General features: G+C 46.5%; 17 protein-coding genes. 5 read left to right on the top strand and 12 right to left on the bottom strand.

Annotated elements, in window-relative coordinates; genetic code table 11:
* Positions 1 to 20: 20 nt before the first annotated feature.
* From RT269_RS12790 to RT269_RS12745, 10 genes are all read right to left on the bottom strand, one after another.
* Positions 21 to 734 (bottom strand): KDGP aldolase, encoded by a 714-nt coding sequence (locus RT269_RS12790; RefSeq protein ID WP_313183130.1) that lies wholly within the window; start codon positions 732 to 734, stop codon positions 21 to 23.
* 3 nt (positions 735 to 737) lie between these two features.
* Positions 738 to 1838 carry a DgaE family pyridoxal phosphate-dependent ammonia lyase gene (locus RT269_RS12785; protein ID WP_313183129.1) on the bottom strand — a complete coding sequence of 367 codons (1101 nt, stop codon included), beginning with the start codon at positions 1836 to 1838 and terminating at the stop codon, positions 738 to 740.
* A gap of 113 nt (positions 1839 to 1951) precedes the next feature.
* Positions 1952 to 2638, bottom strand: a complete 687-nt coding sequence (locus RT269_RS12780; protein ID WP_313183127.1) for a DUF4310 family protein — start codon at positions 2636 to 2638, stop codon at positions 1952 to 1954.
* Positions 2639 to 2653: 15 nt separating this feature from the next.
* The gene (locus RT269_RS12775; protein WP_054790046.1) at positions 2654 to 3433 is read right to left on the bottom strand and encodes a DUF4311 domain-containing protein; all 780 of its coding nucleotides are present in this window, start codon (positions 3431 to 3433) and stop codon (positions 2654 to 2656) included.
* Between the two features lie 25 nt (positions 3434 to 3458).
* The gene (locus tag RT269_RS12770) at positions 3459 to 3776 is read right to left on the bottom strand and encodes a DUF4312 family protein (RefSeq protein ID WP_313183125.1); all 318 of its coding nucleotides are present in this window, start codon (positions 3774 to 3776) and stop codon (positions 3459 to 3461) included.
* A 6-nt stretch (positions 3777 to 3782) separates the two neighbouring features.
* Positions 3783 to 4142, bottom strand: a complete 360-nt coding sequence (locus RT269_RS12765; protein ID WP_313183123.1) for a glycine-rich SFCGS family protein — start codon at positions 4140 to 4142, stop codon at positions 3783 to 3785.
* A gap of 22 nt (positions 4143 to 4164) precedes the next feature.
* The gene (locus RT269_RS12760) at positions 4165 to 4509 is read right to left on the bottom strand and encodes a hypothetical protein (protein WP_313183122.1); all 345 of its coding nucleotides are present in this window, start codon (positions 4507 to 4509) and stop codon (positions 4165 to 4167) included.
* Entirely contained in the window at positions 4493 to 5608 is a 1116-nt protein-coding gene (locus RT269_RS12755; protein ID WP_313183120.1) for an amidohydrolase/deacetylase family metallohydrolase, read from the bottom strand. Before RT269_RS12755 ends, RT269_RS12760 begins: the two co-directional genes overlap by 17 nt.
* Positions 5605 to 7425, bottom strand: coding sequence for a BglG family transcription antiterminator (locus tag RT269_RS12750; RefSeq protein WP_313183118.1), 1821 nt, complete (start codon positions 7423 to 7425; stop codon positions 5605 to 5607). The genes RT269_RS12755 and RT269_RS12750 overlap by 4 nt, the downstream gene beginning before the upstream one ends.
* A 471-nt stretch (positions 7426 to 7896) precedes the next feature.
* The gene (locus tag RT269_RS12745; protein WP_313183117.1) at positions 7897 to 12159 is read right to left on the bottom strand and encodes an acyl-CoA dehydratase activase-related protein; all 4263 of its coding nucleotides are present in this window, start codon (positions 12157 to 12159) and stop codon (positions 7897 to 7899) included.
* A 253-nt stretch (positions 12160 to 12412) separates the two neighbouring features.
* Here RT269_RS12745 and RT269_RS12740 point away from each other — a divergent pair, with 253 nt between their 5' ends.
* The 4 genes from RT269_RS12740 to RT269_RS12725 all read left to right on the top strand — a co-directional run bounded on the left by RT269_RS12740 (position 12413) and on the right by RT269_RS12725 (position 17186).
* A complete protein-coding gene (locus RT269_RS12740; protein WP_313183115.1) occupies positions 12413 to 13354 on the top strand; it encodes a magnesium transporter CorA family protein in 942 nt (313 codons plus the stop codon).
* Positions 13355 to 13428: 74 nt separating this feature from the next.
* Positions 13429 to 14274 (top strand): hypothetical protein, encoded by an 846-nt coding sequence (locus RT269_RS12735; protein WP_313183113.1) that lies wholly within the window; start codon positions 13429 to 13431, stop codon positions 14272 to 14274.
* Between the two features lie 15 nt (positions 14275 to 14289).
* Positions 14290 to 15726: a pyruvate kinase gene (gene pyk / locus RT269_RS12730; RefSeq protein ID WP_313183111.1), complete on the top strand. Its 1437-nt coding sequence runs from the start codon at positions 14290 to 14292 to the stop codon at positions 15724 to 15726.
* Positions 15727 to 15914: 188 nt separating this feature from the next.
* Positions 15915 to 17186, top strand: a complete 1272-nt coding sequence (locus tag RT269_RS12725) for a diaminopimelate decarboxylase (RefSeq protein WP_313183109.1) — start codon at positions 15915 to 15917, stop codon at positions 17184 to 17186.
* 426 nt (positions 17187 to 17612) lie between these two features.
* On the opposite strand, the gene RT269_RS12720 is transcribed toward RT269_RS12725, so the two are convergent.
* Positions 17613 to 17930, bottom strand: a complete 318-nt coding sequence (locus tag RT269_RS12720) for a MazG nucleotide pyrophosphohydrolase domain-containing protein (RefSeq protein WP_313183107.1) — start codon at positions 17928 to 17930, stop codon at positions 17613 to 17615.
* Positions 17931 to 18224: 294 nt separating this feature from the next.
* Between RT269_RS12720 and RT269_RS12715 the strand changes: the two genes are divergently transcribed.
* Complete coding sequence (locus RT269_RS12715) at positions 18225 to 18503, top strand: hypothetical protein (RefSeq protein WP_313183105.1); 279 nt, start codon at positions 18225 to 18227, stop codon at positions 18501 to 18503.
* 115 nt (positions 18504 to 18618) lie between these two features.
* Here RT269_RS12715 and RT269_RS12710 read toward each other — a convergent pair.
* Positions 18619 to 19445: M20/M25/M40 family metallo-hydrolase (locus RT269_RS12710; protein WP_313183104.1), on the bottom strand; the 827-nt coding region annotated here is incomplete at its 5' end.

Genomic DNA, 19445 nt, shown 5'->3' with positions numbered 1-19445 from the left:
CGGTTTTTTCGCGGTACAGCTTACCAGCTCATTTTCGCCAGCCGTTCCAGATATCTGGGATTTGTTTTTCCGGTTTCCGGATCAACCAGTGATGTATAAAGATGGGGAATAATGGTCGTAGCGCCGCCATCAATACAGGCACGTACAATTTCGTGCACATTTTCCATATCGATTCCGCCCGTTGGCTCAAATATGGTTATGCCCTGGTTTACTGCGGCACGAACCATGGCTTTCAGCTCATCAAGACGTTTTAATCCGCCGATGGGATAGAATTTAACCGATGGCAAGCCGATATCAGCCATAAGCTTAGCGGCAAGCTCAGCACTTACAGGCTCTTTCTTCTGGGAGCTTATGGCTCCGGTAGCCATGTAAACCATGCCAGGCTCACCGGCAGGTTCGATCAATGAGTTTACAATGAACTCACTTTTATGAATCTCCTGCAGGCGTCCCATTGTGTAGCCCGCGGCAGGGTAGACCTGATTGATATGGAACGGACATGTGCGGACCGAAACATCGGCCACACGCTTCCACATAGCGGGATCTCCCCCGCCTAAGCCAACCGAAGCACGTACGCCGCATGCCTTAAATTCTTCTACTCTTGCAACGGCTTCGTCGTCGGTGGCAAAGTTTTTAACCATCACTCCAACCAACGTGCGTTCCGGAGCAAAACGGCTGATTTCTACGGCGTTCTCCAAATCTTTTGCTAAAACGTTATAATAGATATTGATTGACATGCGTTACCCCTCCAAAAGACAGCTCTTTATGCGGTCAATAATAATTTCCTCCTGTCCGTCAAACAGCGGACGGGGGTCAACGGACAGAATGCCCTGATTTACATAGTAGTCGCGAACATAAATCGCGGGGTCTCCTTGTTTTAACAGTTCATTGAGCTTTGCAGCATTCATGCCCGTTTCGGAACCCACATGGATTTCAGTGCGGTAAATTTCCCGTCCAGCTTCATCCTGCGCTACCCGGCACTTAAGTCCTTTTACCTGTGTAAGCTCGTCGCACATACGCTGCATGCGCTTTTTCTGGCCCTCCGGATTGCTCTGGGCCGGGTCATACATTTCAAGGGCTGTAATGAGGCCCATCATAGCTTCTTTTGAAACCTTCATTGCACGGCCGACACCTTTATACTGCATTTTACATGCTGCAATATAAGAGGATTTGCCGGCAATCAGACCGGACGTCGGTCCGGACAAAGCCTTACCTCCGCTGTATAATACCAAATCTGCGCCCATAGAAACATATTTGCAAAGATCTTCTTCCGCAGCAGCATCGATGATAAGCGGCAGTTGATATTTTATTGCAAGCTCTAGCATAGATTCGATGCTCTGCATGCCTTTTTGCACTGCATGGTGGCTTTTTACATAGAGTAAAGCCGCGGTGTTCTCGTTAATCGCTGATTCTATGTTGTCACGTTCCACCTTATTTGAACAGCCGGCTTCCACCGGAACTCCACCGCCTAAATGCAGCATCTGTGTTATGCTGCCTCCAAAGTTTATGGATTGGCCCTTTTGGAGTATGATCTCATTTTTAAGGCCCACGGTGTCAGGAATACGCTCGATAAGTCCCAGATTGCTGCCTGCAATGCAGGCTGCCGTGGCAATTACCAGGCCGCTGGCTGCCCCGCAGGTGGGGCAGCCGTCCTCAGCTCCGGTTTTCTGAGCGATAACTCTGCCGGCGTGGTCCATTAGCTCTTCAATGACAACAAAATTCCGGAGCGCACTCCCCACGCTCTTTACAACGGACTCGCTCACTGCACTGGCACCGAGTATGGTCATCTTACCGTTGGCATTTATGACCTCCCGAAGCCCAGACTTGGTGTAAATGTTCATATCATCGCTCCTTTTCTTCATTTCTGCGGGCAACGAGCCAAGCGGACATGCAGGCATGTCCATTTGGCGACTGCTGCAAGAGTCAGAAGTCCCGCTGTCAGCGGGGATTCCGACTAAGCCGGTGGCAGCGGGAAGAAGATCCCCATAATCATGGCACCGATAATCGCGCCGCCGGCGATTGGTTTTTTAAGGGCGTAAAGAACTCCGGCGCCTATGATGGAACCGATGCCGATGGGTACTGATGCACTGCACGCTGAGATAACAAGCAAAGGCCCAAGGAAACGTCCCGATGCATTCCCGGCGCCCATCATTACATCTGCGCCAAAGGTAGAATTTGCCCGGCCAACCGTAAGCTTTTTAATAAGTACGACTACTGTGCCCACAATAACCCCCAAAACCCCGCCGATGATCAGTGAGAGCGGGAAGCTGTTTAACGGAGCAGTTATGCCCGATGCCAGCATAATGGCCGGAACACCGATTCCAATACCGGTCTGCAAAGCTCCGCCGATATCAAGGATGCCTACCAGCGAACCTTCCAGTACCCGGGCGAATAAAAAGCTTGCTCCAAAAGCCGCAGCCGCACCCAGGGCAGTGCTGTCTTCCAGTCCTGCTTTCAGCATAGCAACAACTGATACATCGTTAAATGCGCCTACGCCATAGGTCACATACATATGTGTTCCGGCAAAGATAGCTGCTGCAAGAAGACCTACAAAGATCGGAAATGACCAGTCAGCATACCAGAAGTTTTCAAGGCCAAAAAGTCCTTTTTTACCATCTGCTTTCTTGTTTGTTTCAGACATTTAAATACTCCCTCCCTATTTCGTCATTCCAAATACGCCGTGTAAGTTTGTCAGCCAGCCCGGAACTTCAAGATTCATCTGTGTAATGAGCTTCAAATCCACGCCGCGGAAGAATGCGCTAAGTGCAAACAGAATAAAGACTGCCGCAAGCAAAGCCTTTGTCACCTTGTTCCATCCACTGTCATCCACTCCCTTGCCTATAAGAATACCAAGTACTACGCCCGGAACTGCGTTGCCCATGATGACCTGTGCAAGTCCGCCAAGGACAGTACCCCAGATACCAGAACGCCTGCCTGCATCCAAAGCAGCCAGCCAGAAAATTACCGGCATGACAGGATTTATAAGCAGGTTGGCAGCAGGAACTAAAACCGCAACTGCGATGGTCTGTACTGAGGCCGGAACCGCAACTGCTGTGGTATTTAAAAATGCAACGATAACTGCGCCGATGACTCCGCCTGCCAGTGCCATTTTACGAGGGTCGTGAAGGGTTTCCTCCACATTTTTGTTTTTAATCATCAGGGCTGCGGCTGCCCAGTTCGGTATAATGCGGTGATCAATGTCCTGTGTAAGAGCACCTGCGCCTACGACGGATGCCCATGAATTGAAGAAAAATCCCAAACCAAACGAAAAGTGGGAGATAGGGTCGCCTTCGCAGGCATTTAGCTCTCCCAGGGTACGGAACGCTCCCATACCCTGCACGGACGGCGCATGGAACATACGCGCGGCACCGGCTCCTATACCGATTCCAGCCAAACCACCGATGATAAGTGATTTGAATAGTATTATCATTAACATAACATTCCTCCTGACTTTAAAGATCTTACCGGAAAATTGATTTGTTCGTTTTTAGCTTAAAGGGTATGCTTTCCATTTTTATACATACCACCCGTACCCGTACGCTCAGCCGCAAAAAGTATTCGAATCGGGTTCTCCTAAAAAACAGGAACAGAAAACGCTCTGTATACTGTATTTCTTCGGCCTCCAAAACCTCTACATCAAGCGGTTCTATGCGCAGCGGGGTGCCGCCAACCTCTTTTTTTAAGTTAGAAAACGCTGCGCTTAAGGCTTGCTCCTTAGTCTGGCCTCTGCCTTCGATTTGCAAAAGTCTTTCCCTTTCTTCGGTTATTGGCTTTGTCACAATGATCTACCCCTTTATTTTTGTCATTTCTTCTGTCAGCCTGCGTCCCAGTTCTTCGATATCCATGAACCCAAAGCCTAAAACACGCTTTCCGTTCCTAAGGGCCGTTACGCCCTCATCGACCGAGCGCATTCCGTGCTCTGCCGGATATCCGTACTTCGATTGGGCTGTGATCGCTCCGGCGCCTCCGCTTCCGCAGAAGGATATGCCGATATCCGCATTTTCCTTTTTCATTACGTCGCCAAGCCTCATGTCAGCGCCCACACCGGGAATAACCACGGCGCGGCCACCCGCCGATTCAACACCCTTTGCCACGTTCTGTCCCTTGCCCAGGCGGTCTCCGATAACTACTACAATTTGTTCCATAATCCTTTACCTCCTTTTTATGCTATATGCTTTCTTTGACTCCTTCAAAATGGATGGACAGCAGGTATTTTTCCTCGTCCGCAATTCCCCCGACAACATCCACAATATTCTTAGACAGCATGATGGAATCGGCAGATACATCCCGAAACAACTCGGGGTCGATGTCGAGAATCTCGCCCGTTAAGCTGCGGTCAATCATTGCACATACATGGTTTACCAGTGACTTCCATCTGTAATCTTCAAACGGAATACCGTCTGTCCGGCATCTTTCTGCCAGCCATTCAATGATCGCCTGAGCTTTTTCGGGTTTTTTGCAAGCCTGTATGATTTGACGGATGTCATCATCCATTTTAAAACCAAAACCCATTGCCCCACACCTTCTTTCCCTTCATAATTGCAGCAACCGGCTCAAAATACCGGGTTACGCTTATCGCCTTGCCTTCGGAGTCCACAAGTCCCTTTGCCCCCTGATTGATTCTAAAAATTGTTAAGTCTGCAGGTTCTCCCACCTTAACAGCGGCGGGAGAGAGCCCTAAGAATTTACGGGGCAAATCTGTTACCCGGCGTACCAGATCCTCTACCGTAAAGCCATAGGGCAGGAATTTTGTCATTGTGTCCATAAGGCTGCCGACCGGGCTTTCAAAATTTCTGCTGTATAGATCTGTGGATATTGTAAAATCAACCGGATATATGCCCATGACCCGTAAAACCGTATCGGAAGAGAAGCTTGCCGAGCCGTGGCCCACGTCAAACCTTACTCCCCTGCTTGCGGCTGAAACAAATTCTCTGGGGTAATCCGGTACACCGCCTGCCTTACCATGGAAGCAGTGGGTTACGATATCTCCCTGGCGGAGCAAATCAAGAACTTCATTAAGCTTTGGCGGCTGGTTTCCTATATGTATCATAAGCGGCAGACCCGATTTGTCGGAAAGCTCACGGGCATAGACGAGGGGCTGGATTTCATTTTCCTTTACCACGGAACCGCTCATCCGGACCTTAAGACCCAATATATGACTTCCATGCTGCTTCTGAAAGCGCGAAAGCTCCTCCGGTGTCATTAAGTCATCCATGTCGGCAAGCTCGCTTAGTCCGCCGCAAAGACCGCTGCGGGCAATGTTTAAAAAGAATCGGACATCAGTGCTGTTTTTGTTTATGATTTCCTTTTCAAAAAAGTCGTAATCCCTCACACCTGTGCTTCCTGCGTCAACGACCGTGTGTACGCCTTGACGTATGCCGATTTGATCCGCAGGAATGGAAATAGGGGCATGGTTTTCAAAAACATGGACGTGGCTGTCTACAAAACCCGGCGCAGCATAGCAGCCGGCGGCATCAAATACAGGAATATCCTCGATCCTGTCCGGCATCTCAGCAAAGCGTCCGTCTAAGATGCATAAATCCCTCTTTTGGGTTTTACCAGCTGAAGGATCGATTACCCCTGCATGTTTGATAATCATGGTATTTGTCATATGATCTCTCCTTGTTCCTTAAAGTAATAAGTGAGCGCCTGAATTTCATCAAGGGTTAAGAAGATGCCAATTTCAGACAACCTGCTTTTGATAAGGCAGTCTAAAGGCCGTTCCACTTTGGATTTGGCGGTAAACTGCTTGTCGAATACATAGCGGTTTGCAAGCAGCATGACGTGTGCAAGAAAAGCGAGTTCCAGACCTTGCTTTACTACGTAAACGGGATTTTCTTGAAGTGCAGCATATATTTTTAAGCCCACCAAAATAACTTCCTGGGAAACCTCCTCCTGCTTGTTGCTGTCCATGCTCAGGGCAACGGGCTGGCTGCTGTTGAGAATCTCATTATCTTCCGTCCGGTCGTCAATAAGCTTACGGATGGACTCAATATCCGCCTTTGTTGGAAGGGGTTCCACAACTATCACAGGCACCGTTGCTTCAATGGGAAATATGCTTATGATAAAGTCAGGCTTCGCGTGCTCCACCACTTCATTTACCTCCGAAAGAGAGCAGTGCTTTACGACTTCCAGGCGCCGGATCTCAGCTTCCAGCATTCTCTCTATAAGCTTTGCCGCTCCCCGTCCCGTAGCACACACGAACACGACCCTCATTTTCCGCCCGACACCCAAATTTTTCTGTGCCACCAGAAAATGCAGCGCAAGATATGAAATAAAAGATTCATTGGGAAACAGATACGCATCATCAATATGATGCCTGCATACGGTCCTTATGCTCTTATAGAGCTGGTAGTGGTTTTTGATAATCAGGTCATGAAAGGGGTTACGATCAGTATCAATTTTTTCGGTTGAAAACATATGGGAAAGATCATGGCGCAGATGGTTTAAAAGTCTAGAATACAGCGTATTGTCTTCATAATACGGAAAACTCTCCATGATACTGACCTTTTGTATCAGGTCCACACTTAACCCAGCAATATCTACCTGCATTTGCGTTTTCTGGTAACGTCCCTGTACATAATCGAATTCATCCTGCAATGCGGGAAGACCGTTTTTTTCATAGACCTCGTGCCAAAAAAGATCAAGCCGGCTCTCATCCTTTGAAGCCTCTTGCATGGAATCCCCGATGTATCTTTTTATGCGGACTCTGGACAGGCTGACCAACAGGCGGGTCACCATGATTACGATATTTTCCTCCAAAAGCAACGAACCATGGTCGCGGAATGCATGGATCATTACATCCTCAACTACCTGATAATCACCGGCAGCGACTCCGTCTAACTGTAAGGGCGGCGTATCCTTTGAGATACCGTCCTTTATCCTTCCTATCATTTTGTAGATATCATAAACTGACATGCTGTCGCGCAAAAGCTTTTCCGCCAGGGAGCGCAGGGCGATTTCCGAGCCGTCTAAACGGTAGCCGAGACGCACCTGCCTTTTAAATAACAGTCCGCTGCCCTCAAGAAAAACATTCACATAGTCCATGTCGCTTAAGATTGTACCGCGGCTTATGTTAAGCTCCTCCGCAAGTCCGCCTGCTGTAATATAACCTTCGCTGAACAGAAGCTGCAGCAAAATATGCCTGACCCGGGTTTCCTGGCTCAGATGGATGTTTATTTTCTGCTGCTGTGAAAGTTCGGCAAGGGCATGCTCTCTCTGCTGTTTCATACAATTCACCCAAATGCCTTTGCCGGGGCTTGAACAATATTCAATGCCTTGTTTCTTAAAAAATAACTTTATATTTTCTAAATCGTATTGGACGGTCCGGGGGCTTACCTGGAACTCGTCAGCTAAATCCTTGATTCGAATGCTGCCTTTGGCGGACAGTATTTTGCCTGCTATTTGAATTTCCCTGCTTGTGAACACCAGCATCCCCCTTTTCCCGTAATGCTTCCTTACTCCAGGTACCATGCAAAACGACCGATTAATCTGAATAATTTCATGAATTAACCGTAAATATCACAATGTATTGCTTATGTTATGTAGTATAACAACATTACTGGGCAAAATAAAGAACAATTTGCTTCACTCTACTTAGTGCAGAGATTTGACAATTAGTACAAAATGCATATTTTATACAGAAGTTTTTTGTATAAGTTGCCGTTAGGATATCGTAAAGTTATTTTATCCGGGTTGAATAGATCCGGAGGTTATGCAGCTCCATAGGAATCACCCATTTCTTTGGTGGCCGCATCCAGGATATTGGCATACAGGAGCTGTCTGTCCAGGAGATTAAAGATTTAGAAGATATAAAGATATGAATCAAAGAATGTACTCAGGTGAAGGGAAATAAAAAAATACCGGGAAGATCGTTCGTCTCTTCCCGGTATCTTTAAATTACTCCGTTTCTGATGGATTTTCCCCTCTGCGCATATTTTTCTGGGCAGTGGAGAGCATCAGCTTGATGCGGTTTAACTGGTTTACCTCGCTTGCGCCGGGATCATAATCCACGGCAATGATATTGGAATCAGGATAAGCTTTCCGCAGCTCTTTAATGACGCCCTTTCCAACGATGTGGTTGGGGAGGCAGCCAAAGGGCTGGGTGCACACGATATTGTTGGTGCCGCTGTGGATCAGCTCCAGCATTTCTCCGGTCAAAAACCAACCTTCGCCGGTCTGGTTTCCGATGGATACAAAATCCTTTGCCATATCCGCCAGATTTCCGATATGGGCCGGGGCTGTGAAGTGTTTGCTCTTTAACAGCTCCTTCTTTGCAGTCCTGCGGAAATATTCCAACAGGGAGATTCCCATATTGGATAAGACTGCGGTGGTTTTTTTGCCGCCTAAATTCTGGGCCTTAAAGTTATTGTTGTAGAAGCAGTATAAAAGGAAGTCCATCAGATCCGGCATAACAGCTTCCGCACCTTCTGATTCCAGAAGCTCTACAATGTTATTGTTAGCCAGAGGAGAAAACTTAACAAGGATTTCTCCTACGATTCCTACCTTGGGCTTCTGAACGACGTTTCTTGGAAGATTGTCAAAATCTCTGATGATTCCCTTGATGTTACGGGAGAAGGCCATCATGTCCGGGGATTTCCTGGACAGGGATTCGATGCACAGCTCTTTCCATTTGTCATGAAGGGAATTGGCGGAACCGGGCACCTTCTCATAGGGACGTGTCGCATATAAAACTCTCATAAAGACGTCGCCGTATACCACTGCCTGCATGGCTTTTGTCAGCAGGGGCAAAGTGATGGTGAATCCCGGGTTCGTCTCCATGTTGTTTGCATTGACGGAAATGACCGGGATATGGCCCATACCAGCTTTCTCCAGGGCACGCCTGATGAAGCCGATATAATTGGAAGCCCGGCATCCGCCTCCGGTCTGGCTCATGAACACCGCAGTGCGGTCCAAGTCGTATTTACCGGAAAGAAGTGCATCCATGATCTGGCCCACCACGATTAGGGACGGGTAGCAGGCATCGTTGTTTACGTATTTTAACCCGGTGTCAACGGCAGAGCGGTTGTCGTTTTGAAGGACTTCCACCCGGTAGCCAAAGGAGCGGATGGCAGGTTCTATTAAATCAAAATGAAGGGGGGACATCTGAGGGCACAGGATGGTATAATCCTTCTTCATCTCTTTGGTAAACATAATCCTATGATAAGCGCTGGAAACTACCTTCTGCTCGTAGTGGCGTTTGTCCCGCACCCGAAGTGCCGCAATCAGGGAACGGATGCGGATCCTGGCAGCACCCAGGTTATTGACCTCATCGATCTTTAAAACTGTATAGATCTTGCCGGAGCCGGTTAAGATGTCATTAACCTGGTCCGTGGTAACTGCATCCAGACCGCAGCCAAAGGAATTCAGCTGGATCAAGTCCAGGCGGCTCTCTTTTTTTACAAGAGCGGCGGCCCGGTAAAGTCTGGTGTGGTACATCCACTGGTCAGTAACCACCAGAGGGCGTTCAATTTCAGCCAGATGGGATATGGAATCCTCCGTAAGCACTGCAAATCCATAGGAGGTGATAAGCTCCGGGATGCCATGGTTGATTTCCGGATCCACATGATAGGGGCGGCCAGCCAGCACGATACCATGTCGGTCGTTGTCCTCCAGCCACTTTAAAGTTTCCTCGCCCTTTTTCTCCATATCGGACCTGGAAGCCATAAGTTCGGCCCAGCCCTTCCCAGCGGCGGCGGCAACTTCAGACGCCGGAATCTGGAATTCCTTTGCAAATACCTCTGTCAGGCGTCCGGTTAGTATTTCTTCGTTGGTAAAAGCCATGAACGGGTTCAAAAAGCGGATGTTTTCCGATTTAATACCTTCCACGTTGTTCTTGATGTTCTCTGCGTAAGAGGTGACAATGGGGCAGTTAAAATGGTTTCCGGCACCAGGAGTTTCATTCCGTTCATAGGGAATGCAGGGATAAAATATGGTTTTAATTCCCTGCTTGATCAGCCATTCAATGTGTCCGTGGGCGATTTTTGCCGGATAGCATTCCGATTCGCTTGGTATGGATTCAATGCCCAGCTCATAGATCTTTCTGGTAGACTGAGGGGAGAGCACGGTCCGGAATTTCAGTTCCTTAAAGAAAACAGCCCAGAAGGGGTAGTTTTCATACATGTTTAGGACCCTGGGAATGCCGACGGTGCCCCGCTCTGCAAGATCCGGGCTAAGGGGCTCGTAATCAAACATACGGCGGTTTTTATAATCAAAGAGGTTTGGTATTTCCCTCTTTGCTTTTTCTTTACCAAGACCTCGTTCACAGCGGTTTCCCGTGATAAACTGACGACCTCCGTCAAAACGGTTAACGGTAAGTACACAGTTGTTGGTACAGCCCTTGCAGCGGGACATAGAGGTTTCGTAATGCAGCCCCAGAATTTTATCCAGGCTCAGCATGGTGGTCGTTTTGGATTCCTCATAGCGTTCTCTTGCGATAAGAGCAGCGCCAAAGGCTCCCATGATGCCCGCAATATCAGGCCTGATGGCTTCACAGCCTGCAATCTTTTCAAAGCTTCTTAAAACGGCATTGTTATAGAATGTACCGCCCTGGACCACCACATGCTGGCCAAGATCAGAAGCATTTGTAATTTTTATTACTTTAAACAGGGCGTTTTTAATGACTGAATAAGCAAGCCCTGCAGAAATATCGGATACCTCGGCCCCTTCCTTTTGGGCCTGCTTTACGTTGGAATTCATGAATACCGTGCATCTGGTCCCTAAGTCGGTGGGGTTCTTGGCAAATATGGCTTCCTTTGCAAAATTCTCTACCTGGTAGTTTAGAGAGTTGGCAAAGGTTTCAATAAAGGAGCCGCAGCCCGAGGAGCATGCCTCGTTTAGCTGAACGCTGTCCACGGTGCCGTTTTTAATGCGGATGCATTTCATGTCCTGACCGCCGATATCCAGGATGCAGTCAACCTTTGGTTCAAAGAAGGCTGCCGCATAGTAGTGGGAGATTGTCTCCACCTCTCCTTCATCAAGCAGGAACGCTGATTTTAAGAGGGCTTCTCCGTATCCAGTCGAACAGGACCATACGATCTGGCTGTCCTTTGGCAATTGTTCCTTGATTTCGCCCATGGCCCGGATCGCTGTTGCAAGCGGGCTTCCGTTGTTGCTGCTGTAAAATTTATATAACAGGGTACCGTCTTCGCCTACAAGAGCCACCTTTGTGGTGGTGGAGCCTGCATCGATTCCTAAAAAGCATTTTCCATGGTAGGAGGATAAATCACCCGTTTTTACGCAGTGGCTGTTGTGACGGTCTATGAATGCGTCAAAATCAGCCTGATCCGCAAACAGGGGTTCCATGCGTTTTACTTCGAATTCCATCCGGATGCCGGAAGATAAGCGTCCGATCATTTCCTCCAGTGAGACATCTCCTCCCTGTGTTTCCTCTGCATTCATGGCCGCACCGATGGCAGCAAATAAGTGGGAATGCTCCGGAGCGATGATCTCATCCCCGGATAAATGGAGGGTGCGGACAAATGCCTTCTGAAGCTCCGGAAGGAAATGGAGCGGGCCGCCTAAGAAGGCCACATGGCCCCTGATGGGCTTTCCGCATGCCAGTCCGCTGATGGTCTGATTTACCACTGCCTGAAAAATGGAAGCAGCAAGATCTTCCCTGGTGGCCCCTTCATTGATGAGCGGCTGGATGTCCGTTTTAGCAAATACGCCGCAGCGCGCGGCAATGGGGTAAATGGCTTTATAATTGGCAGCATATTCATTTAATCCGGAGGCATCGGTCTGTAAAAGCGCTGCCATCTGATCGATAAAGGATCCGGTGCCGCCGGCACAGATCCCGTTCATACGCTGGTCAATGCCGCCGGTGAAGTAAATAATTTTTGCATCTTCTCCGCCGAGTTCGATTGCCACGTCGGTCTGCGGGGCATAATCCTTAAGAGAGGTTGCGACCGATACTACCTCCTGGACAAAGGGAACCTTTAAATGTTTGGACAGAGTTAATCCACCAGAGCCTGTGATGGCAGGGCGTAATTCCATAGGGCCCAACTTATCAAAGGCCTTCTTTAAAAGGCCTGCCAGTGTTTCCTGTATGTTTGCAAAATGCCGCTCATAATCAGCGAACAAGATCTCATGGTCTTCGTTTAATACAGCGATTTTAACCGTTGTTGAACCGATATCGATTCCTAATGTGTTATATGTAATCATATGTGCGGGGTATCCCCTGCCTCCTTTTGTGTAAAAGTAAGTTGCTGACTCACCGAACATCAGTTTAACATAAAATAAGAAATAATACAATTGCCATAACATGCTAAAAAAATGTTAATTCTAGTAAAATTTGTTTAAGTTAACGAAAAGGGGTTCCATTTCATTTGACAAAAATGGCCTGGGAAATTATAATGTATAAGTCAAAGTCTGCCAACGTTTTTATTTAGATTTTTCAGTGAAAGAGAGAAATGCTATGATTCAGATTTATAAAACAGAAGACGGCCTGATTCAGCAAAAGGATGAGCTTTCTCCCGGTTCCTGGATCGCCCTTACAAATCCTACTGCCACAGAGATCCTGGAAATCGCTAACACCTGTAAAATCGATCCCGATGACTTAAGGGCTCCTCTTGATGAGGAAGAACGTTCCCGTATCCAGACGGAGGATCATTACACGCTTATCCTGGTAGACGTTCCCACCATAGAGGAACGCGGCGGCAAGGACTGGTATGTTACCATACCAATGGGTATCATAACGACTGAAGATGCAATCATTACAGTCTGTCTGGAAGAAACCACAGTTCTTAATGCATTTATGGACGGCAGGGTGAGGGATTTCCACACTTATATGAAAACCCGGTTTATCCTGCAGATTCTTTATAAGAATGCATCTTTGTATCTGCAATATTTAAGGATTATTGATAAAAAGAGCGGGGAGGTGGAAGAGAAGCTTCATAAATCCACTAAGAACCGTGAACTTATCGAGCTTTTGGAACTGGAAAAGAGCCTTGTATACTTTACCACATCTTTACGCTCCAATGAGATGGTGCTTGAAAAACTGATGAGAAATGAAAAAATCAAGAAGTACCCTGAGGATACGGAGCTTTTGGAGGATGTCATTGTAGAAAACAAGCAGGCGATCGAGATGGCAAACATCTACAGCGGGATTTTAAGCGGGACCATGGATGCCTTTGCTTCCGTCATATCCAATAACCTAAATATTGTAATGAAGTTTCTGGCAACCATCACCATTGTTATGTCCATACCAACTATGGTGGCAAGCTTTTACGGAATGAATGTTAATTCCCTTGGCATGCCTTTTGCGGATAATCCTCATGGCTTTATCATCGTTTTAGGTCTGACCCTGGCCCTGACGCTGATTGTAGCGTGGATTTTTTCTAAAAAGGATCTGTTTTAGCTTTAGCAGAAAAGAGGAAACACCCTTCGGGTATACCTTTATGCCCAAAAGGCGTGGGCAGAAATGAGGAAAGCATGAATTTTTTTAATAATTTTGAACACAGATTCAGAAAGTATGCGATTCCGAATCTGATGTACTATATCATCGGCATGTATGGTGTAGGACTCTTAATGGAGATGCTTGCACCGGGATTTTACTGGCAGTACCTGTCCCTTGACGCCGGGAAGATACTTAGCGGCCAGGTGTGGAGAATCGCCACTTTTATGATTTACCCGCCGGGAGGCGGCACTTTCTTAAGCCTGATCAGCATGTATTTGTATTACATGCTGGGAGTAAATTTAGAGAGGATCTGGGGAGCATTCCGTTTTAATGTCTATTTCTTCATGGGAGTCATCGGTCATGTGGCGGCGGCGCTGATCGTGTATATTTTCATGGGAAAGACGGTTTATCTGACAACGGAATTTCTCAATTATTCCCTGTTCTTTGCCTTTGCCGCCACATTTCCGGATTTGGAATTCCTTTTGTTTTTCGTGATTCCCATAAAAGCCAAATGGCTGGCCATCTTTAACGGAATCTATTTCCTGTATGGCTTTATCACTGGCAATATAGCGACCAGAGTCACGATATTCATGTCCTTATTGAACTTTATCATCTTTTTTATTTTGACGAGGAATTTAAGCCGGTTCAATCCGAAAGAGATCAAGAGAAAGCAAAATTTTAATAAGCAGACGAAAATAAAGCCCCAGGGATGGACACACCACCGGTGTGCCGTTTGCGGGCGGACAGAAAAGGACTCCCCAAACCTGGAATTCCGTTATTGTTCAAAATGCGAAGGCAGTTATGAATACTGTTCTGAGCATTTATATACACATAAACATGTAACACCGTCCAACCCCACAACCGGTGATACGACCAACTAGCTACGGAGGATAACGATGAAGAGAACCAAGATTATTTGCACCATGGGACCTAATACCAACGATTACGCAATGATGAAGGCACTTGCCGAGCACGGCATGGATGTTGCCAGATTCAACTTCTCACACGGTGATTACGAGGAGCAGAAGATGCGCCTTAATTTACTGAAGAGCATTCGTGAGGAACTTGATCTTCCGATTGCAGCACTTCTTGATACAAAAGGACCGGAGATCCGTACCGGACTTTTGAAGGACGGAAAAAAAGTGATTTTAAAAGAGGGAGAAATCTATATCCTGACAACAGAGGAAATCGTTGGAGATGAAACAAAAGGACATATTAATTATGATGGCCTGAATGAAGATGTAATCCCAGGAAACCGTATCCTCATTGACGATGGTCTGATTGAACTGGAAGTCATCGAGGTAAAGGGTAAGGAAATAACCTGCAAGATCATTAACGGCGGCGAGCTGGGAGAGAGAAAAGGCGTCAATGTTCCTAATGTTAAGGTAAAGCTTCCAGCGCTTACCGATAAGGATAAAATGGACATAAAATTTGGTATCGAGCAGGGCTTTGATTTCATTGCGGCTTCTTTTGTACGTACCGCTGATGCCATTTGCGAAATCAAGAAAATCCTGGATGAGCATGGTTCCAACATGGCCGTTATTGCCAAGATCGAAAATGCAGAAGGTATTGAAAATCTGGATGATATCATCGAAGCCAGCGACGGCATCATGGTTGCCCGCGGCGACATGGGAGTTGAGATCCCGGCCCAGGAGGTTCCGTTCATTCAGAAGAGTATTATCGAAAAATGCAACGAAGCCTGCAAACCTGTTATTACGGCAACCCAGATGTTGGATTCCATGATCCGCAATCCCCGCCCAACCAGAGCAGAGGTAACGGACGTGGCAAATGCAGTTTATGACGGAACAGATGCAGTAATGCTTTCCGGCGAGACCGCTATGGGTAAATATCCGGTTGAAGCTCTTTCCATGATGGCTTCCATCGTAGAGGAGACAGAAAAGCATCTGGATTACAGCGCATACAGAGAGCGCAAGGTTTCTGCTGTTAATGTGCATAATGTATCCAATGCAGTATGTTATTCTTCCGTTTCCACGGCTCATGATCTGGGAGCCAGTGTGATCGTTGCGCCAAGCATCACTGGCTTCACTACAAGGATGTTATCCAAATGGAGACCGGAAAGCCTGATCATCGGTCTGTCTCCAAGTGCTTCCGCCCTTCGCCAGATGCAGCTATACTGGGGCGTAAAGCCACTCCATGGAAAACGTGCGGAATCCACTGACGTTTTGATTTATTCCTCCATGGAACTGTTAAAGTCAAAAGGTATTGTAAAGGAAAATGAAACGGTAGTGGTTACTGCCGGTGTGGTGAATCCGGTGAGAAAAAATGAGCCGGCAGCTCATACCAACATCATGAGGGTCGTAACCGTAGATTAAGGGATGCCCGTGAGCGGGTAAAACCGCAGATTTTGCAAGCGTACACTGCGGATTACCCCCTGCTATGAATAATTATACAAGAAAAGTGTAGACAAAGGAGTCTATCCCCGGTACAATGTAGCTTACAGCAGATGTGCCGGAGACAGGCTCTTTTTGCATATGGTAAGCTACGAGAGGAGAGGAAAGCTATGGACAAGAGACCATTTGTTACTAGGGAAAAGTTAGAAGAAATCGCGAGAGAATATCCAACGCCTTTTCATTTATACGATGAAAAGGGAATCAGGGAGAATGCCCAGAAGTTAAAGGAGGCGTTTTCCTGGAATAAAGGGTACCGGGAGTATTTTGCGGTAAAGGCCACGCCCAATCCATTTATCCTGAATATTTTAAAGGATTATGGGTGCGGAGCCGACTGTTCATCCATGACAGAGCTTATGATGTCTGATTGCCTTGGCTTTACCGGTTCTGATATCATGTTTTCATCCAATGACACGCCTGCCGAGGAATTCCAGTATGCGGACAAAATCGGCGGCATCATCAATCTGGACGACATTACCCATATTGACTTTCTTAAAAAAGCCATCGGGCATATTCCGGAGACCATTAGCTGCCGTTATAATCCGGGCGGCATATTTAAGATCAGCAATGACATTATGGATAATCCGGGAGACTCCAAATATGGGATGACGACCGAGCAGATGTTTGAGGCCTTCCGCATATTGAAAAGCAATGGAGCCAAAAACTTCGGAATTCATGCATTTCTAGCAAGCAACACGGTAACCAATGAATATTATCCTCTTCTTGCAAAGGTGCTTTTCGAGCTTGCGGTAAAGCTTAAAAAGGAGACGGGAGCCCATATCTCTTTCATTAACCTGTCAGGAGGAATCGGAATTCCTTACCGTCCGGGGGAGGAGTCCAATGACATCAAGGCCATCGGTGAAGGAGTCAGAGCGGTATATGAAGAAGTTCTGGTACCGGAAGGAATGGGAGATGTGGCAATTTACACAGAGCTTGGACGCTTCATGCTTGGGCCTTACGGCGGACTGGTAACAAGGGCCATTCATGAGAAGCATACCCACAAGGAATACATCGGCGTGGATGCCTGTGCGGTCAATTTGATGAGACCGGCCATGTATGGGGCTTACCATCATATCACTGTTATGGGAAAAGAGGGTGAGGTGTGCGGCCATAAATATGATGTGGTGGGCTCTCTCTGTGAAAATAATGACAAATTCGCCATTGACCGGAACCTGCCTGAGATATCCGTGGGTGATCTGCTTTTCATTCACGATACAGGAGCTCATGGCTTTGCCATGGGATATAATTATAACGGGAAATTGAAGTCTGCGGAGCTTCTCTTAAAAGAAGATGGATCTGTTCAGATGATTCGCAGGGCCGAGACTCCCAAGGATTATTTTGCCACCTTTGATTTTTGCGACGTGCTGAAGGATATGAAATATTAATATTTTCGTAAGAAATTAAAAATGAAGGAGAGACAGTTTCCTGGGATTCAGGAAATTTCTCTCCTGTTTTTTACTCACAACCGTGTTTTTTCTTAATTTGGGCAGAAAAATCCCTGTGCCACATGACACAGGGGAGATTTTTCTTAGGATTTTCGGATTTCAAAAAGGGTGAAAGGATATTTGATACATTGTGCATTTCTTATGGTATTAGTATAACACACCGACTCTAGAAAAGTTTGTATATTGTTTGAATAGATTATGAAGATTTTCTTAATTCAATCTTTTGCGTAGAAAAATCAGGTGTAGTTACAATTGCAAAAAAATCTGGACTCGCCCTCATGAACTATTTGAAAAATAATAGTTATTACATAACGAGTGACATAAATTTGACCAATTAGGAGAATTATTCAGAGGAGTCCATGCCAATTAATTTGAAAAGAGTTTGTCTGCATTGTGAGTTCCATATTTTTCATCGTTTAAACGCTCTTTAACAGGTATCCATGTTTCCAGATCAATATCATATATGTTAGCGATAGCAAGAGTATAGTACAGGACATCATAGAGTTCTTCTTCAATGCTGCCCTTAAAAGAAGTTTCCTTGGCAGGAGTTGTGTTCTTGCGTATTGCTTGGGCGAGCTCTCCAACTTCTTCTGATAGCTTTAGAAAATAATCTTTTTTAAGGTCTGGGTGATGATCTTTATCCTTGATGTATTCTTGTAATTTTGATATTGTAATATGTTTCATTGTGGACCTCCGGGCGGGGACTTAGAAGGGGGCAAGCCTCTTCTGACAAACTGCGTTAGAAGCTATGAGGTTATGCCCGGTGAAGCCGGGCGCGCTGTGAGCTAGTAGCGAAGCGGATTACAAATACCCGATTGACTTTATTATTTCATATATAACACAAAATAACAAGTGAAAGAAAGGATGACCTGTAGAAGAATTCTATTAATGAGAAAAAAATATCGAAATTTGTAGGTAATATATTCTTTCTTTCGGCAATTCTTAGTATATAATATTAATATGGAGGTGAAAGATATAATGGGTAGAACTTGGCATTTATTTCCTGGTACTTACAGAAATAAGAGTATAAGGAATTGTTTAAGAGGACTAGAGAGCAATGAGGATTATACAATATTTTATGATGATGGAGTTTTCCAGTTTGAACGGAAAAGAGGAAGTAAAAAAATTGTTTGTGAGATTAGTGTAAGTGCGTTTTATGATATTTGTAATGGCTTATATGATAAAACGGAGATTAATAATCGAATAAATGATTTTATTCTGCAGCAATTATATCTAAAAGGTGTTGAATTAGAGTAGCTGTTGGTCGATGGGTGTTTATTTCCCGTTCCTATTCTTTTACATAAAATGAACCCTCCATGTTGGTTTTTTGACATGTTGGGTTCATTTCAGTTCCGGGCCCGGCAGAAAATAACTAGAAAAGAATGGAGCGTGCCAGTCTGGTGAGCACCTCCTCGCATCTTAAGATATCTTCACAGGGGACAAATTCATCCGGCTTATGGGCCAGTTCCAGATCACCGGGACCATAGGACATGCAGTTGGGATTGTGAAGCTTTCCTGCGATAACAGCGGTGTCGGTGTATCCAGGGAAATAGGAAACAGGGACCGTTTTTCCTGTGGTTTTCTCTGCTGCGGCTTTCAGGGCTTTTAATAAACAGGAGTTTTCATCCTTTTCAATAAAAGGCCTGTCTCCTGTGATTTCATAAGAAGCTGTGATCCCCGGAACAGCGATCGCAGCTTCCCGGATGGCCTGTTCCACAATGGAGATGGCAGCAGCTGTATCTGTGGGAGGTACCAGGCGCATATCGATCCAGACCTTGCATTGGTCAGGAACCACATACGGGCGGTATCCTCCTTGGATCTGGCCGAATGTGACGGTAGATATGCCCAGATCCTCATGAGAGGGGCATTCTCCGATCCGGCGGCGTATGGAAGCTATGATCTCGGCCATAGCGGCAATAGCGTCGGCCCCCTTCCAGGGAGTGCTCGCATGTGCGGTCACTCCGGTAACGGTGACTTCAAACCAGGTACGCCCTTTATGGGCAACCTGGATCTGCCCGTTTGTTGGCTCTGTATCCAGAACAAAGCTTTTTTCCGTCACCCAGCCTTCTTTTATCACATCCTCAACTCCCCGCATGAAATCTTCTTCATCAACAGTACCGATGAAAACAAAAGAATGCCTGGGGATTCTTCCGGAAGCCGCCTCCTCTGCCATGGCGGAAAAGGCGGAGAGGGCGCAGG

It is taken from the genome of Lacrimispora sp. (assembly GCF_032078915.1).
Lineage (GTDB): Bacteria > Bacillota > Clostridia > Lachnospirales > Lachnospiraceae > Lacrimispora.
The sequence above is the reverse complement of the archived record's forward strand: the minus strand, read 5'-3'. Positions and strand labels throughout refer to the sequence as shown.

Excerpts from the sequence above, each read along its gene's own strand:
- RT269_RS12745 (WP_313183117.1), bottom strand. The coding sequence starts at position 12,159 with ATGATTACATATAACACATTAGGAATCGATATCGGTTCAACAACGGTT.
- RT269_RS12775 (WP_054790046.1), bottom strand. The coding sequence starts at position 3,433 with ATGTTAATGATAATACTATTCAAATCACTTATCATCGGTGGTTTGGCT.
- RT269_RS12725 (WP_313183109.1), top strand. The coding sequence starts at position 15,915 with ATGGACAAGAGACCATTTGTTACTAGGGAAAAGTTAGAAGAAATCGCG.
- pyk (WP_313183111.1), top strand. The coding sequence starts at position 14,290 with ATGAAGAGAACCAAGATTATTTGCACCATGGGACCTAATACCAACGAT.
- RT269_RS12720 (WP_313183107.1), bottom strand. The coding sequence starts at position 17,930 with ATGAAACATATTACAATATCAAAATTACAAGAATACATCAAGGATAAA.
- RT269_RS12715 (WP_313183105.1), top strand. The coding sequence starts at position 18,225 with ATGGGTAGAACTTGGCATTTATTTCCTGGTACTTACAGAAATAAGAGT.
- RT269_RS12760 (WP_313183122.1), bottom strand. The coding sequence starts at position 4,509 with ATGGGTTTTGGTTTTAAAATGGATGATGACATCCGTCAAATCATACAG.
- RT269_RS12780 (WP_313183127.1), bottom strand. The coding sequence starts at position 2,638 with ATGTCTGAAACAAACAAGAAAGCAGATGGTAAAAAAGGACTTTTTGGC.
- RT269_RS12790 (WP_313183130.1), bottom strand. The coding sequence starts at position 734 with ATGTCAATCAATATCTATTATAACGTTTTAGCAAAAGATTTGGAGAAC.
- RT269_RS12755 (WP_313183120.1), bottom strand. The coding sequence starts at position 5,608 with ATGACAAATACCATGATTATCAAACATGCAGGGGTAATCGATCCTTCA.
- RT269_RS12735 (WP_313183113.1), top strand. The coding sequence starts at position 13,429 with ATGAATTTTTTTAATAATTTTGAACACAGATTCAGAAAGTATGCGATT.
- RT269_RS12785 (WP_313183129.1), bottom strand. The coding sequence starts at position 1,838 with ATGAACATTTACACCAAGTCTGGGCTTCGGGAGGTCATAAATGCCAAC.
- RT269_RS12765 (WP_313183123.1), bottom strand. The coding sequence starts at position 4,142 with ATGGAACAAATTGTAGTAGTTATCGGAGACCGCCTGGGCAAGGGACAG.
- RT269_RS12740 (WP_313183115.1), top strand. The coding sequence starts at position 12,413 with ATGATTCAGATTTATAAAACAGAAGACGGCCTGATTCAGCAAAAGGAT.